The organism is Picosynechococcus sp. NKBG15041c (genome assembly GCF_055380235.1).
This window is the reverse complement of record NZ_AP040363.1, coordinates 914908-930241: the sequence shown is the minus strand read 5'-3', so window position 1 is coordinate 930241 and position 15334 is coordinate 914908. Positions and strand designations below refer to the sequence as shown.

The following is a 15334-nucleotide window of genomic DNA, read 5'->3' as shown; positions in this document are numbered from 1 at the left end:
CGAAAAAAATCAACAAAAAAGGAAGACCCTCTAGCCTTCCCCCAGTCTATCGAGTTTGCCCCTAGACCGTCATAATGTCTTTTTCTTTGACCTTCAGAAGCTCATCGATTTTCTTGGTAAATTCATCAGTCACCTTCTGGATATCATCCTGGAGGCTCCGGGCTTCATCTTCAGAAATATCACTATTTTTTTCCTGTTTACGCACATCGTCGATCGCATCCCGGCGAATATTACGCAGGGCAACCTTACCTTCCTCTGCTAACTTACTAGCCGTTTTTACCAGTTCTTGGCGGCGCTCTTTTGTGAGGGGCGGGATATTTAAGCGGATGTTTTGGCCATCATTGCTGGGCGTTAAACCCAGGTCAGACATGGAAATTGCCCGCTCGATGGTATTCATGCTGCCCCGGTCAAAGGGCTGAATCATAATGGTGCTGGAATCTGGGGTGGAGATATTCGCCAGGGATTTGAGGGGAGTATCGACACCGTAATATTCCACGGTAATCCGGTCGAGGAGGGCGGCACTGGCTCTACCCGTCCGGAGGGTGTTAAAAGACCGCTGGGTCGCCTCAATGGTCTTAGTCATGTTGTCTTTAAGTTCACTTAACTGCACAGGAACCTCCCACAATTGTTCCAACTGGTTCACCTTGAACGGCACGGACGATATTGCTTTTTTCAAAGAGGTTAAACACCATGATTGGAATGTCGTTTTCTTTGCACAGGGCGATCGCCGTTCCATCCATTACCCTTAAATCATTGGCGAGAACGTGGCTATAGGTCAAGCTTTCATAGCGTTTTGCCTGAGGATTCTTTGCCGGATCACTGTCATAGATACCATCAACTTTGGTGGCCTTAAAGATCACTTCCGCATCAATTTCAGCAGCCCGGAGGGCGGCGGTGGTGTCGGTGGTGAAAAAGGGATTCCCAGAGCCTGCCCCAAAAATAACGACCCGACCTTTTTCTAAATGGCGGATTGCCCGCCGCCGAATATAGGGTTCTGCCACTTCTTGCATGGCGATCGCCGTTTGCACCCTGGTGGGAATATCAATTTGTTCGAGGGCATCCTGGAGGGTCATTGCGTTCATGACCGTGGCAATCATCCCGATATAATCTGCCGTTGCCCGGTCCATCCCTTTTGCCGAAGCTTGAACGCCGCGAAAAATATTACCACCGCCCACAACGATCGCCACCTGGACACCGCTTGCAACCACTGCAGCGATATCCTTAGCAATATCTGAAACAATTTGCGGGTCGATCCCATAACCGAGATCCCCCATCAGAGCCTCACCACTCAGCTTTAAAAGAACACGTTGGTACGCCATCGGTTTGTCTCGTTCCTATCTAACTCGCGTTTTGCCTCCATTAAAATAGCAGCTTTTCGGAAACTGCGAATCTCTATGGCCAAACTTTCTGGCCCAGGAAAATACTTTGTTTTTTCACTACTATTAAATTTATAAATTTAAAAATACAGCGAAATAAATCTACAGGAGTAACAAGAATGGGTGAAGTGCACCGCAGAGCGGATCTCTTCGAGATTGCCAGTGAGCAATGGCAATGGCAGACATGGGAAGATAGGCCCTATTTAACCTGTAAATTATTAGCCTCCTGGAACCATGGATTTTTTACCCAAGCGTTTGCCCCGGAACTACCAGAAAGCCTAGTGAAGGTTTTTCACCCTGAAATTCCGGCCTACCGTGTCAAGCAAGTCCATGGCAATACAGTGCTTACTTCTGATGAAATTAGTTGGGAAGGGCAACATTTTTCCCCTGCCGATGGCATTGTTTCGACTGCACAACAACAGGCGGTGTTTGTGGCCACAGCAGATTGCACCCCTGCCCTAATTGGCGATCGCCTGACGGGTCAAGTGGCAGCAGTTCACGCAGGTTGGCGTGGCACAGCAAAACGAATTATTCCCGAAGCAATCCAAAAATTTCTCGATGCAGGGTCAGAATTGAAAAATTTACTGGTTGCCCTCGGCCCAGCAATTAGTGGCGAAGTGTATCAAGTTTCGACAGATGTCGCTGTGGAAATGGGCATTAGTCTCGGTTTGCAAGATTTAGCCAATGATGTCGATGCAATGCTCCTCGCCCTTGAAAATCTGATCGAATCACCTATTTTGCCTGATCCTGATGATGGCAAAGTGCGTCTTGATGTGCGCCGGGTGAATCAATTACAACTCGAACAATTGGGTTTAGATATCGCACAAGTGGCGATCGCCCCCCACTGCACCTATCAACAACCCGAACATTTCTTTTCCTACCGTCGCAGTAACGAGAAAAAAGTGCAATGGTCCGGCATCGTCTCCAATCGTTTTTAGGACATTGATGATCAAGATAAAACTTGTACAAAAGGGAGAGCAGTGCCGATGCTTACGACGGTATCACCCAAGACAACAATGGGTTTACAAGAATATCTCCCACTGGAGAATCAAACCGATCTTTAGCATGACTTAAAAGAAAGAAAGCCATGGAAAATATCGCTAGAAAGTGACTAAGATTATCATATTGCGATAATTTCAATCATTTATTGCGCTCGTTTAGGCATTTTTGCCAACAGAGTAAATCAGAAAACAGAGAATTGCTGTGGCTAGATCGAAAGAAGCGGCGATCGCCTTTGAAAACGCAACCTATTCGACGATTATGCCCGATATGCCCCCTCCAGAACTTGTAATTAAAGTGGTTTACCTCGGACGCGCAAGAAAACACGAATTGCGATTACCGTTACAAACGCGCTCAATGCCAAGCACGTGACATCAACGAATATTGAATTGTCGCTCCGATTGCTTAGAAAATCACGATCTTTACCATCAATCAATGACTTTACGATGCAATAGTTTCTCAAAAAAAGAGAGTAATTAGCTCCCTTTTTTTAGACATGACTAAGAAAAATTCCACAGTAACAGCCGCTGAAATTCTACAAATCAGCTAATGAACTGACAAAAAAAGGGAAACAATATTTGTTCCCCCCTATCTCAACTTATTAATCTAATAATGGTTGATTTCCGACAAGTTTAGTCTTCTTCAGTCGCGCTGATGTACTCTTCATCAATTTCTAGATCTTCAGTCCCATCAACTTGATCTTCAACTGTTAAACCAGCCGCTTCAGCCTGAAGTTTTTCACGATACTTCTCTGCCATTTCCTCTGCTTTTTCAAACACGAGGTCACGGTTCTTGAGCATATCGCCGGGTTCGGGTTCGAGTTGCTTGGTAGACAGAGAAATTCGGCCACGCTCAGCATCGAGATCAATGATCATCACCTTCAGCTCATCATTCACCTGAAAGACGCTGTGGGGTGTATCAATATGGTCATGGGAAATTTCAGAAATGTGAAGTAGACCGCTCACGCCACCAATATCAATAAACGCACCGTAGGGCTTAATACCGCGGACGGAACCCACAACCACTTCGCCGACTTCTAAGCCGTTCATCTTACGTTCAACCAACGCACGACGGTGGCTGAGAACCAGACGGTTGCGGTCTTCATCTACTTCAAGGAATTTCAAGGGCAATTCTTGACCCACCAAATCTTCCTTCGCTTGGCGAGTGCTGATGTGAGAGCCTGGGATAAAGCCCCGTAAACCTTCGATCCGGACCAGAGCCCCCCCACGGTTGGTGGCGAAAACAAGGGAACGAACAGTGGCATCTTCTGCCTGTAGCTGACGGACACGCTCCCACGCTCTCATATATTCAATGCGGCGGATGGAGAGAGTTAGCTGACCATCTTCGTTCTCATCGGTGAGAATGAAAAACTCACGGGTTTCGTCAGATTGAAGAACCTCATCGGGAGCATCCACGCGGTTGATGGACATCTCTTGGATGGGAATATATGCTGCGGTTTTTGCACCGATGTCGATCAATGCGCCTCTCGGTTCCATGCTGAATACGGTACCAGGAACGATATCTCCAGGGCTGAAGTGGTAATCGTATTTATCTAAGAGAGCGGCAAAATCGTCATGGGTAAAACCAATATCTACTGTAGCTGTGTTCTGACTGACCATGTGTGTTTCTATTCCTAGTGTTTAATCTCCTGAATTTTTGTTGCTGACCTCCAACCTCTATACATCGCCAAACTATGGAAATCTTAGGTATTTGCCTAAAATGGATCTTGGATTCTATATATATTGGTGGGAGAAATAGTCGAGGGATGGGAAAGCATCACCTGGACTAGCTTTGGGTAAGTTATCGGAGAACTCCGCAACGGCTCCCAGTAAGGAAGCTTAGGAAGATTTCGGGGAAATAACTTACAGCAGCAAGAAAGACCGTACTACGATAGGTTTGTAGTATGGCAGGGTGCATATCTTATAAACGTAAAGTTTAAATATATTAAGATACAGGATATCAATAGTATCTCAAAAAACAGCGTAGATCTATAAGTCCCTGAGGTTATTTTTTAGGATGTGGCGCGCACACAGTAAAACTAAGTAACTTTTTGGTAGCTTATTTCCCGGAAGGGGTGAGCATGGAGGGGCTGGTGGTACTGGTTTCAGGATTTTCTTCATCCCCTAGGGTTTGGATCCAGAGGTTGGCTTGCTCGGCGCTTTCTTGGAGGTGACTGAGGGTTTCGATAAAGTCGTCAACTCCTTGGAACTGGCGATAAACGGAGGCAAATCGCACATAGGCGACTTCACTTTCTTGACGGAGACGATGGAGAACGAGATCGCCGATCTGGGCTGTGGTGATGCTACGCTTCGGTTTTTGTTGGAGTTGGGCTTCGATTTCTTCGGCGATCGCCTCAAGGGTAGAAGGCAAAACGCTGGTTTTTTCACAGGCGCGCACCATACCCCGGAGAATTTTGGAGCGGTCAAAGGCTTCGCTCTGGCCGTTACGTTTAATCACGGAAATAGGGACGAACTCGATGCGTTCGTAGGTGGTGAAGCGGTGCTTACAACTGAGGCATTCCCGGCGACGGCGAATACTGCGGCCAGCGCCAGTGGATCTTGACTCTAAAACGCGACTATCAGTATGTTGGCAATAGGGGCATTCCATAGGAACCGAAGCAAAGAGGTTAGCCAGTGTAAGCGGAGTCAGGCCGCTGTTTACCGTAGGGGTGCAAAGGGGAAAGTTAATGGAGAAAGCCTGAACCAAGGTTTAGTCTGCCCCGGGGGACAAATTTGGGCGCTCGGTCCAGGGATGATATCAAGGGTTGATCTTATAAAGAAACAATGTTTATTTTTCGATACGGGGAGGTTCACGGAAGGCGATCGCAAAAAAGAGAACCGATAACGCCATCGCTAGGACAACAATGTAAGCAACACTATCCATGTTTTAAAAAATCCTTGGGTTTTGAACTTTTGCTTCACTTTAACATTTTTTTGTTCGGATCCTAAATTGGGGCTTTATTGATAGTTGAGACTTTAAAGTTTTTTTACGTTGGGGAGCGCAATAGGGGCTGATTCATTGGCCCAGAGCATGGTTTAGGCAATTTTTTGAGGTAAGTAGAAATGGCGGATCAAATTTTAGAATTACGAGTCGAGGGGCAAGGAGAGCGACTTGATCAATGGCTAGCACAACAGTTGCCGGAGTTGTCGCGGTCGCGGTTACAGCGCTTAATCGAACAGGGCCAAGTGCAGCTTAATGATGATCTTTGCCAGTCTAAAAAGGCAAAATTAAAGCTTGGCGATCGCCTAGTGGTGACTCTCCCGGCCCCGACAACGATGGCCCTGGAACCGGAGGCGATGGATTTAGAAATTTTGTTTGAAGATGAGCATTTTCTGATCGTTAACAAACCCGCTGGAATGGTGGTGCATCCAGCGCCGGGGAATTATACAGGAACCCTTGTCCATGGCTTATTGGCCCACTGCGGGACTAATTTGGCCGGCATTGGCGGTGTGCAGCGGCCGGGCATTGTCCACCGTTTGGATAAGGATACGACCGGGGCGATCGCCATCGCGAAAACGGACCAGGCCCACCAGAGTTTGCAGGCGCAAATTAAAGCCAAAACCGCCAGGCGTGAATATATGGGCATTGTCTATGGTTGCCCCCGGGAAAATGCTGGGACGATTGAGGCTCCCATTGCTAGACACAAAGGCGATCGCAAAAAAATGGCTGTTGATGAAACGGGCCGCCCGGCGGTGACCCACTGGGAGATCATCGAGCGTCTCGGAAATTATTCTCTGCTCTATTACAAACTGGAAACAGGACGCACCCACCAGATTCGCGTCCACAGCGCCCATATGGGGAATCCGATTCTCGGGGATCCCCTCTACACGAGCAACCGCTTTGATAAGGTCAAACTTACTGGCCAGGCTCTCCACGCCTGCAAGTTAGTGGTCGCCCACCCTATCACCGGGGAAACCATTGAGGCGATCGCTCCCCCACCCGCAGAGTTTGAAAAATTACTGCGATTCTTACGGCAGCGACAGTAAGAGCGACATATTTAAACGACTTTAAGCTCGGTCCTTGTTGGGGCGAGTCCCAAAAAATACGCCTAGGCCGACCATGGTCGCCAAGAAAGAGTAAGCAAAATAATCGTGGCTATGTTCCGGTTGGGGGATAGCACTAATAGTGCTGGCATCGATTCCTTCGGCTTGTACAGGAATGGTTAGGCGATCCCAGTGGCTATCGTTGGCATTCCCGATCTCCACGGCCCAGTCCCCTGCTTTCGTAATATCTGCCTGGAAGGTGAATTTTCCATTCTCATCGGTGCGGCCCACCATGATCGGTTCTTCTGGATTGTCGGGGGAAAAGACCGTTACCGGAGCATCAGACAACACACCTTCTTCCCCGAAGGACGCCTCGAGCTCAATGGTATCGAAGCGCACTTGAAAATTAGTTTCAAAGGTATGGGCTAAAACTACTTGAGGAGCAAAGCCCACAACGGATAAGCAAGCAGTGGCGGTAAGTAAGGATTTGATATTCATTGGCAGTTTTTGTGGGGGTAGATGGAGCCTGAAGCTTGGATTTCGGGACTCAGTCGCTTCAAAATTGGTTCCAATTATAGGCGGAAAATTTTGAAGCGACTTGTGCCCTGAGGGCTAACTCTTGATCTGAGCGCCGTGGCTGCGGGGATCACTTTGGCGGGGTTGGCCTGGGTTATTGAGTTTAGACACTTGCCCTTGGTTGTAGGTATAGGGCAGATCATCGTGGGCTAGTAAGGCGCCAAGATCTGCTTCGAGGATACTGCGGGGTTGTTCGCCGATGGTTTCGGCGATCGCCTGACCTGTTTCATCTAAGAAAACAAAGTGGGGAATCCCGTCAACGCGGTATTTCAGCACCTCTGGCAGCCATTTGCCGTTGTCTACGTTTAACATCACGAAATTGAGGCGATCACCATAGCTTTGTTTCAGTTGATGTAGATCTTCGGCCATCGCCTGACAACTGGTACACCAATCGGCGTAGAACTCCATCAGGGTGGGTCGGCCATTTTCTAAGGCAACGGTGAGGGGCATCGCTTCGGCGGCCTGGGTTTCGAGGGTAGCAGCAGCGGGCTGAAATTTAATGCCGAGGGCTAAGGATACGGCGAGGGCGATCGCCACCAGGCCAATTACCAGACCCTTGAGTTTGTTTTGTCCAGAAGTTGCGTCAGTCATGGCCAGTTGTTTGATCTCCAGAGTGAATCCATAAAGTTATTTTAAGACGAGCCCTAGGCCAGAAAAAATCTGATAATCAGCTAAAGTGAAAAACTCAAGTTTTTTTGATTGTCCCAAGCGAGGGAAAAAGTAGCGTGGCAGAACAAGATTGGATCATCATCGGGCAAGTAGTCGCCGCCCAGGGCCTCAAAGGGGAAGTGCGTATCAACCCCAGTACCGATTTTCCCGAGCGCTTTGAAGTACCAGGCCAGCGCTGGTTACAGCTCCCTAACCAAGCGCCCCAATCGGTGGAACTCGAACGGGGCCGCCAAATTCCTGGTAAATATTTGTTCGTGGTCAAGTTTGAACATATCCAAGACCGCACCCAGGCCGAAAGTATCCGGGGGGCGAATGTACTCGTCCGGGCAGGCGATCGCCCAGAGTTAGACACCGACGAATACCATGTGAGTGATCTCATTGGTCTTGAGGTTTTTGATTTCACCAGTAAAGAAAAACTCGGGGTTGTTACGGATCTTTACACAGCCGCCCAGGATGTCCTCGAAGTGGCCGACGCTAACCAGAAAAAACACTTGGTTCCTTTCGTCAAGGCGATCGTCCCGGTGGTAGATCTGCTGGAAAATCGCCTGGAAGTAGATGCCCCGCCCGGACTTTTTGATATTTAACTCCTCGAATTTACTTTGTAAATAATTTGTAAATAAATAGAAAAGGCGATCGCCTCCTGGGAAAAATCTGTTCAGGGTAAGCAGTCGGGCTAGAATATTCCTTTGTCCTATACAAAAACTTAAGGATCTGTCTTCATCGTCCCTGCGGTCAATTTCCCCTAACCAATTCCCCAGCGACGATTCTCGCAGTATCCTGCCCAAACGAAACATTTATATTTAATTCAACTGCTATGGCTAAAGTTCTTGTTTCCGACTCCATTGACCAGGCCGGAATCGATATCCTTTCCCAGGTCGCCCAAGTAGACATCAAGGTCGGACTCCCCCTCGAAGAACTCATCAGCATTATTCCCGAATACGATGCCCTGATGATTCGCTCCGGTACAAAGGTCACCCGGGAAGTGATCGAAGCTGGTAAAAACTTAAAAATCATTGGCCGCGCCGGAGTTGGCGTTGATAATGTCGATATTCCCGCCGCCACCCGCCAAGGAATCATCGTCGTGAATTCCCCCGAAGGCAACACCATTGCTGCCGCTGAACATGCCCTGGCAATGATGCTGTCCCTTTCCCGTCATATCCCCGATGCGAATCAATCCGTCCAGGGCAAGGAGTGGAACCGAAAAAAATTCGTCGGTTCAGAAGTCTACAAAAAAACCCTAGGCGTTGTTGGTCTTGGTAAAATTGGCGCCCATGTAGCCAGCGTTGGTAAAGCCCTCGGCATGAAACTCCTCGCCTACGATCCCTTCATTTCCGAAGAACGGGCCGGACAGCTCGGTTGTCGCCTCGTTGACCTCGATTACCTGTTCCGGGAAGCGGACTACATTACGCTCCATGTCCCCAAAACGCCTGAAACGACTCACTTAATCGGGGAAGCTTCGATCGCCAAAATGAAACCCACTACCCGGATCATCAACTGTGCTCGGGGCGGTGTTGTGGATGAAGTGGCTGTAGCCAGAGCGATCCGGGAAGGTCGTCTCGGTGGGGCAGCCCTAGATGTGTTTGAAGAAGAACCCCTAGGGGAATCGGAACTCCGGGACCTCGATAATGTTGTCCTCACGCCACACCTAGGCGCCTCCACCGCCGAAGCGCAAGTGAACGTGGCGATCGATGTGGCCGAACAAATCCGTGATGTGATCCTCGGTTTACCCGCCCGCTCTGCGGTGAATATCCCCGGCCTCAATGCCAATGTGATGGAAAAACTCCGTCCCTATCTCCAGTTGGCTGAAACCCTGGGGAATATGGTGGGTCAGTTGGCCGGTGGTCGCATCGAGAAACTGAGTGTCACTCTACAGGGGGATCTCGCAGAGAAGGAAACGAAGCCCCTTGTGGTGGCAGCAATTAAAGGTTTACTTTCTCCGGCACTCCGGGAACGCGTCAACTATGTGAATGCGGAAATTGAAGCGAAGGAACGGGGCATCCGCATTATCGAAACCCGCGATGAATCGGAACGGGATTATACGGCTTCGATGCACTTAGAGGCGACCGGATCTGACGGCACTTACTCTGTGAATGGAGCGCTCCTGAGTGATGGAGATATTCGCATCACCAGCATTAATGATTTCCCCATCAACGTGCCGCCGACGGGCTATATGCTCTTTACGCTACACCGTGATGTACCGGGGATTATTGGTAAAATTGGGTCCCTTTTGGGTAGCTTCAATGTCAATATCGCCAGTATGCAGGTGGGCCGCAAGATTGTTCGGGGGGATGCGGTCATGGTCCTCAGCCTAGATGATCCCCTGCCGGAAGGCGTACTCCCTGAAATTATGAAAATCACGGGAATTCGGGACGCCTATACGGTGAAGCTGTAAGGTTAATCTTGAGGGGGAGAGTATTCTTGCGGCTTCCCCTCGCTCTGTCGGAATTCAGAAAAGTATGGCAACGAATTGGTGGGAACTACAGATCCGCTGTGACCCGAGTGCTGAAGAAACAATCTTCTGGCGCTTGGATGATTTTGGCTGTCGGGGAATGGCAGGGGAAAAGCAAGGAAAATCCTACTTGATTCGTGCCTATAGTCCCGAAGCAGAATTTGATTATCTGGATTTAGCGGCCTTAGCACTGTTACTCAAGCAGGATGCTCTGTTGGCCCGTTTACCAAAACCGATGGTGAAATGGCACTTGATCGATGAAGAAGATTGGTCAAGCAGTTGGAAAAGCCACTGGCAACCTCAGGAGATAGGCGATCGCCTGCTCATTTATCCCGCTTGGTTAGAGGTGCCCAAACAATCAGACCGCAAGATTCTCCGTCTGGATCCCGGTTCAGCCTTTGGGACAGGGGCCCACCAGACCACTCAATTGTGTCTCGAAGCGCTGGAAATGCGCCTCAGCTACCAACCGGAAACCCAGGTGATTGCTGATATTGGCTGTGGTTCAGGGATTCTTTCCATCGGTGCTCTGCTTTTGGGGGCGAAGCAAAGCTTTGGGGTAGACACCGATATCCTCGCCGTGGAAGCGTCTGAGAGTAACTGCGCCCTCAATCACATCGGCCCAGACCGCATGGCGATCGCCCAGGGGAGCCTCGATACCCTCATTGAGCTGCACCCAGAGCCCTTCGATGGCATCGTCTGTAATATTCTCGCTGAAATCATTATCGACTTGATCCCCCAAATGTCGGCGATCGTCAAACCCAGCACCTGGGGAATTCTCAGTGGCATTTTGATTGAACAAATTCAGCCCGTCGCCGATACCCTCGAACAAAATGGCTGGGCGATCGCTGCCCTCTGGAAAAAAGACGAGTGGTGCTGCTTCAATATCCGTCGCAACTAAGCCTTTCGGCCTAAATATGACGAAATACCCACAAAAACAGCGTGTCATCAGAAAATCGGTTCATAATAATTAACACTAGATGTGCAATTAGACCGAATGGTATGACTGACAACAATTCCCTCCCCCCTATTTCTCGACGGAGTGCCCTAAAACTTCTCGGCGTGGGGGCCGCAGGATCGATGGTGGGCTACACCCGCTTCGCCAAACCCCACCCGACGATCCACCAGCAAGAATCATTGGATCTGCCCCGTCACCACACCCAAGGGAAAAAAGTTGTTGTCATTGGGGGCGGTCTGGCCGGTTTAGCCTCTGCTTATGAACTCAGTCAACGGGGGTTCCAGGTGACCCTCCTGGAAAAAGCGCCCCAACTTGGGGGTAAAGTTGCCAGCTGGCCGATCGATGTAGGTGAAGAGGAATTCATGATGGAGCATGGCTTCCATGGTTTCTTTCCCCAGTATTACAACCTCAAGAGCCTGGTCAGTGAACTCAGCATTCGGGATAATTTCCAGTCCTTGGACTACTACTCCCTCGTCTTCAAAGACCCAGACCGCTACCAACCGGAGGTCTTTCGGCCCAGTAATACGGCCTTTCCCTGGAACATCGTTGATTTGGCCATTTCTTCCCCCAATCGTCTTCGCTGGGGGATCAATCTCACCAAAATTAAACACCTAGAAGTGTTCCACGCGATCACAGGTTTTAAGATTCCCCGCACCTATGATGCTTACGACGCGATCACCGTCGCCGACTGGGTCCGGGGCGAATTTCCCCAGGGGCTCTATGATCTTTACTTCTTGCCCTTTGCCAAATCCAGCCTCAATGCCCCTGACACCCTCAGCACTGGGGAACTACTGCAATTTTTCCATTTCTATTTCTTTGGGAATCCCGAAGGTCTCGCTTTTAATGGCACTGTCGATGACATGGGCACCAGCCTAGTCCAGCCGATCGCCAACGCGATCCGCGCCAAAGGGGGCCAAATCCTCACCGATGTGTCTGTTAGTGAAATTCGCTGTGAAGGCAATCAAATTCAAGCCGTCACCTACCAACAGGGGGATGAACAGACTGATATTCCCTTCTGGGTCAACAAAAATGAGCTGATTCCCGATGAAGTGCTGGCCTACTATGGTGCTGGGGACACAGTCTATGCGGTAAATCCGGCAACAGAGGATGGCCTATCCCTCACCTGTACCCACCAGGGTTGCACCGTTGGTCGTCAAGCGGATGGATCTTTCCTCTGTCCTTGCCATGGTGCTCGCTACGATGCTAATGGCAAGCGCCTCAGTGGTCCGGCCCAACGGGACCTTCCTCAATTTAAAGTGCAAGACCGTGACCACGAGCAGGTGCAGTTGGTCGCCCAAAACCCCAGTAATGACCTCCAGCGGGCCACCTTAGACGCAGATTATGTGGTGATCGCCGCTGACGTACCTGGAACGCGCCATCTCTTTACCCGGCTGACGGGGGATATTGATGGGGAAGCGGTGCGGAAGGTGGATAAATTAGTCGTATCCGATCCCTTTGCGGTGGCACGTTTCTGGCTAGACCGGGATTTCCCCTGGGAGCATAGTAAATTTGCCTCCCTGTCGGGCTACGCCTTAACCGATAGCATTACCCTTTATCACAAGATCCAGACTCAGTTTAAGGAATGGGCCGATCACACTGGGGGCAGTGTGGTAGAACTCCATGCCTACTGCTACAAGGAAAAAGAATTTCCCACCCAGGCGGCTCTGCTGGAAACCTTTGAGAATGAACTCTATGAGATCGTGCCGGAACTGAAGGGGGCGACGGTGATCCACCGTCAGTTGGTGAACCAGAAGAATTTCTCTGGCTATCCGCCCAATAGCTATGGCGATCGCCCGACAACAGAAAGTGAAATCACCAACTTGATGTATGCGGGGGACTGGGTGAAAATGCCCTTCCCCTGTGGCTTAATGGAGCGGGCCATTAGCAGCGGTTTGCTGGCGGCCAATAGCATTCTTTACAAAGAAGGCATTCAACGGCGGCCCATTTTATCGGTCAACCCAGAAGGGGTAATCAAAATCTAGTTGCCCGCCACATTACTCGGATTTGGTTTCCTTGAGCTTGGCGATCGCCCCCACGAAACCGAGCACCACCAGGACGTTAGAAAGGGTCAAGAAAGATTCGGCGCTGCCATGGAGCCAGTCCACATTGGCCAGTTCTTCACCATAATGCACCTGGGCATAGAGACCAGCGGGGATCGAGATCGCCACAAAAACGAGGAGCACATAGAAGCCGACCAGGACTAATTTCGGGGTTTTGCCGGATTTGGTGAGAAACCACAAAAAACCGAGATAAGGAAACAGCGATAGGGCGAAGAGAGTTTCTTTGGAAAACATTATGGAATAATCATGATCTGCGGGGCGCGGGCCTCCGTATTCTAAAGGATTCTGTTCTCTGGGCCGATGTCATCTCTAGAAATTATTGACCAAACAGATCCGGTGATTTTCGCGACGGAATTTCACCAGGCGATCGCCCAGGGAAAATCTGTCCTCCTGGTCAATCCCACTTGGCAGCAATCAGAGCGGGAGCAGTTAAAGCAGTTGTGCCAACGAACCCAACCGCCCGAAATTTTCAGCCAAAAATCCCATATTCTGATCCCCACGGGCGGCACCTCTGGCCAGTTAAAGTTTGCAATCCATACCCCTGCAACCCTATCGGCTTCGGTGAGGGGCTTCCAGCAATTTTTCCAACTGGAGCAGGTCAATTGTTTTTGTATTTTGCCCCTGTACCACGTGAGCGGCCTCATGCAACTGTGGCGATCGCACGTCAGCCAAGGCGTTTTTAGATTGGGCAATTATGCAGATCTCAAGCGGGGTATGTTGCCGGATTTGAACGTTAGGGAATTCTGTCTGTCCCTGGTGCCGACCCAGCTGCAGGTGTTGCTTGAAATTTGTCCCGAATGGTTGGCCCAATTTCGTCTGGTGCTGCTCGGCGGTGCTCCCCCCTGGCGATCGCTCCTCGACAAAGCGCGGAAATTCCAGATCCAACTGGCTCTCACCTATGGCATGACCGAAACCGCCTCCCAGGTGGTCGCCCTAAAACCAGAGGATTTTTTAGCCGGGAAAAATTGCGCCGGACAAGTATTGCCCCATGGGAAACTCTCATTTTCTGCACAACAGCTCATCTCCATTGAGGCAACTTCATTATTTCAGGGGTATTATCCCCAGTTCAGCGATCGCAAAATCTTAGAAACCGATGATGTCGGCTACTTAGACACCGCCGGTTATCTACATTTATTTGGCCGTCAAAGTCAGAAAATAATCAGCGGCGGCGAAAATATCTATCCGGCAGAAATTGAATCAGTGATCTTTGCCACAGACCTCGTCCAAGATGTCGCTATTGTGGGCCTTCTTGATCCCTACTGGGGCGAAACCGTCGCCGCCGCCGTCAGTTTGAAAAAACAGGTGGCACTACAAACTTTGAAAACAGCGATCGCCTCCCAACTGAGTCCCTACAAACAGCCAAAACATTGGCTCCTCTTGGAAAAATTACCACGCAATGACCAGGGCAAGCTCAATCGTTCCCAACTGCGCCAAATGATTGAAAATCGCTATCAATAGAAGTTAGGACCGCATTTCTGTTGTAGATTTGTGAAGCAAACGTTAATGTTGCCCCTCTGCCATGACCGCCCTGAGTCCCACCCACATCAACCCCAGTTATGCCCAACGCCATCCGCTGCGGGTGGTGGCCTTTGGTGACAGCCTGGTCTATGGCTTTGGCGATCCGGTGCGGGGCGGCTGGGTGGAACAGTTGCGGCTCCACTGGATGGGGAACCCCCAGGGTCACGTGCTCTACAACCTCGGCGTGCGCGGTGATACGGTCAAACTCGTGGGCGATCGCCTCCAAACGGAATATCGACAACGGGGTGAACTGCGCTACAAGCAACCGGATTTGATTTTGTTGTCTGTCGGGGTGAATGATTCGCCGCGCCTAGGCCGGCCCGATGGCAAAAGTTTTACAGATTTCGCCTTATTTCAAACGCAACTAGATGCCCTGCTCGACACAGCGCAACGGCTTTGCCCTGTGATTTTTATCGGTCAAGTACCGGTAAATGAAGCAAAGATGCCTTTTTTAGATTGTCTTTATTACAGCCACGGCGAGCAGCACCGGTATAAGGAAATGACGAAAAAGCGATGTGGCGATCGCCAGATTCCCTACCTCGATATTTTCGATCTCTGGCTCAATCGTGGCACTCACTGGGTCAATGATCACCTCAGCGACGATGGTCTCCACCCCAATAGCGAAGGCTATGCGATGCTTTTTCAGGATGTGATTAACTGGCAGGCGATCGCCCAACTCGATGGGGGGAACAGCTGTGCCCTGACCGGTAAAACAACCGTCTCTTTCGGGGTTTAGGGTAAAATCAGGC

General features: G+C 50.0%; 17 protein-coding genes. 9 read left to right on the top strand and 8 right to left on the bottom strand.

The genetic code is table 11. The features are described from left to right. Positions 1-61 precede the first annotated feature (61 nt). Positions 62-610, bottom strand: coding sequence for a ribosome recycling factor (gene frr / locus ACZ45B_RS04575; protein WP_024544701.1), 549 nt, complete (start codon positions 608-610; stop codon positions 62-64). Then, positions 597-1319 (bottom strand): UMP kinase, encoded by a 723-nt coding sequence (gene pyrH, locus ACZ45B_RS04570; RefSeq protein WP_024544702.1) that lies wholly within the window; start codon positions 1317-1319, stop codon positions 597-599. Before pyrH ends, frr begins: the two co-directional genes overlap by 14 nt. Before the next feature lie 176 nt (positions 1320-1495). Between pyrH and pgeF the strand changes: the two genes are divergently transcribed. Both pgeF and ACZ45B_RS04560 read left to right on the top strand, forming a co-directional pair. After that, positions 1496-2314: a peptidoglycan editing factor PgeF gene (gene pgeF, locus ACZ45B_RS04565; RefSeq protein WP_024544703.1), complete on the top strand. Its 819-nt coding sequence runs from the start codon at positions 1496-1498 to the stop codon at positions 2312-2314. A 265-nt stretch (positions 2315-2579) separates the two neighbouring features. Beyond that, positions 2580-2747 (top strand): hypothetical protein, encoded by a 168-nt coding sequence (locus tag ACZ45B_RS04560; protein WP_158505968.1) that lies wholly within the window; start codon positions 2580-2582, stop codon positions 2745-2747. Positions 2748-3007: 260 nt separating this feature from the next. Here ACZ45B_RS04560 and ACZ45B_RS04555 read toward each other — a convergent pair whose 3' ends face one another. The 3 genes from ACZ45B_RS04555 to ACZ45B_RS04545 form a co-directional block, all read right to left on the bottom strand. After that, entirely contained in the window at positions 3008-3994 is a 987-nt protein-coding gene (locus ACZ45B_RS04555) for a 30S ribosomal protein S1 (RefSeq protein ID WP_024544704.1), read from the bottom strand. A gap of 439 nt (positions 3995-4433) precedes the next feature. Next, a complete protein-coding gene (gene nrdR / locus ACZ45B_RS04550; RefSeq protein WP_024544705.1) occupies positions 4434-4982 on the bottom strand; it encodes a transcriptional regulator NrdR in 549 nt (182 codons plus the stop codon). A 180-nt stretch (positions 4983-5162) separates the two neighbouring features. Then, positions 5163-5258, bottom strand: a complete 96-nt coding sequence (locus ACZ45B_RS04545) for a photosystem II reaction center protein T (protein ID WP_024544706.1) — start codon at positions 5256-5258, stop codon at positions 5163-5165. 179 nt (positions 5259-5437) lie between these two features. Here ACZ45B_RS04545 and ACZ45B_RS04540 point away from each other — a divergent pair, with 179 nt between their 5' ends. Continuing rightward, positions 5438-6361, top strand: coding sequence for an RluA family pseudouridine synthase (locus ACZ45B_RS04540; protein WP_024544707.1), 924 nt, complete (start codon positions 5438-5440; stop codon positions 6359-6361). A gap of 21 nt (positions 6362-6382) precedes the next feature. On the opposite strand, the gene ACZ45B_RS04535 is transcribed toward ACZ45B_RS04540, so the two are convergent. Together ACZ45B_RS04535 and ACZ45B_RS04530 are read right to left on the bottom strand one after the other, a co-directional pair. Further along, complete coding sequence (locus ACZ45B_RS04535; RefSeq protein ID WP_024544708.1) at positions 6383-6856, bottom strand: hypothetical protein; 474 nt, start codon at positions 6854-6856, stop codon at positions 6383-6385. 114 nt (positions 6857-6970) lie between these two features. Beyond that, a complete protein-coding gene (locus tag ACZ45B_RS04530) occupies positions 6971-7525 on the bottom strand; it encodes a thioredoxin family protein (RefSeq protein ID WP_024544709.1) in 555 nt (184 codons plus the stop codon). Positions 7526-7659: 134 nt separating this feature from the next. Between ACZ45B_RS04530 and rimM the strand changes: the two genes are divergently transcribed. From rimM to ACZ45B_RS04510, 4 genes are all read left to right on the top strand, one after another. Further along, positions 7660-8187: a ribosome maturation factor RimM gene (gene rimM / locus ACZ45B_RS04525; RefSeq protein ID WP_024544710.1), complete on the top strand. Its 528-nt coding sequence runs from the start codon at positions 7660-7662 to the stop codon at positions 8185-8187. 230 nt (positions 8188-8417) lie between these two features. Next, the gene (gene serA / locus ACZ45B_RS04520) at positions 8418-9995 is read left to right on the top strand and encodes a phosphoglycerate dehydrogenase (protein ID WP_024544711.1); all 1578 of its coding nucleotides are present in this window, start codon (positions 8418-8420) and stop codon (positions 9993-9995) included. Positions 9996-10059: 64 nt separating this feature from the next. Further along, a complete protein-coding gene (gene prmA / locus ACZ45B_RS04515) occupies positions 10060-10950 on the top strand; it encodes a 50S ribosomal protein L11 methyltransferase (protein WP_024544712.1) in 891 nt (296 codons plus the stop codon). A gap of 101 nt (positions 10951-11051) precedes the next feature. After that, positions 11052-12989, top strand: a complete 1938-nt coding sequence (locus ACZ45B_RS04510; protein WP_024544713.1) for an FAD-dependent oxidoreductase — start codon at positions 11052-11054, stop codon at positions 12987-12989. 12 nt (positions 12990-13001) lie between these two features. Here ACZ45B_RS04510 and ACZ45B_RS04505 read toward each other — a convergent pair whose 3' ends face one another. Then, positions 13002-13301 (bottom strand): DUF3593 domain-containing protein, encoded by a 300-nt coding sequence (locus tag ACZ45B_RS04505; RefSeq protein ID WP_024544714.1) that lies wholly within the window; start codon positions 13299-13301, stop codon positions 13002-13004. A gap of 66 nt (positions 13302-13367) precedes the next feature. On the opposite strand from ACZ45B_RS04505, the gene ACZ45B_RS04500 reads away from it, so the two are divergent. Next, on the top strand, positions 13368-14525 hold the full coding sequence (locus ACZ45B_RS04500; protein WP_024544715.1) for a 2-succinylbenzoate--CoA ligase: 1158 nt from the start codon (positions 13368-13370) through the stop codon (positions 14523-14525). A 61-nt stretch (positions 14526-14586) separates the two neighbouring features. Continuing rightward, positions 14587-15321, top strand: coding sequence for a GDSL-type esterase/lipase family protein (locus ACZ45B_RS04495; protein WP_024544716.1), 735 nt, complete (start codon positions 14587-14589; stop codon positions 15319-15321). Positions 15322-15334: the final 13 nt, after the last annotated feature.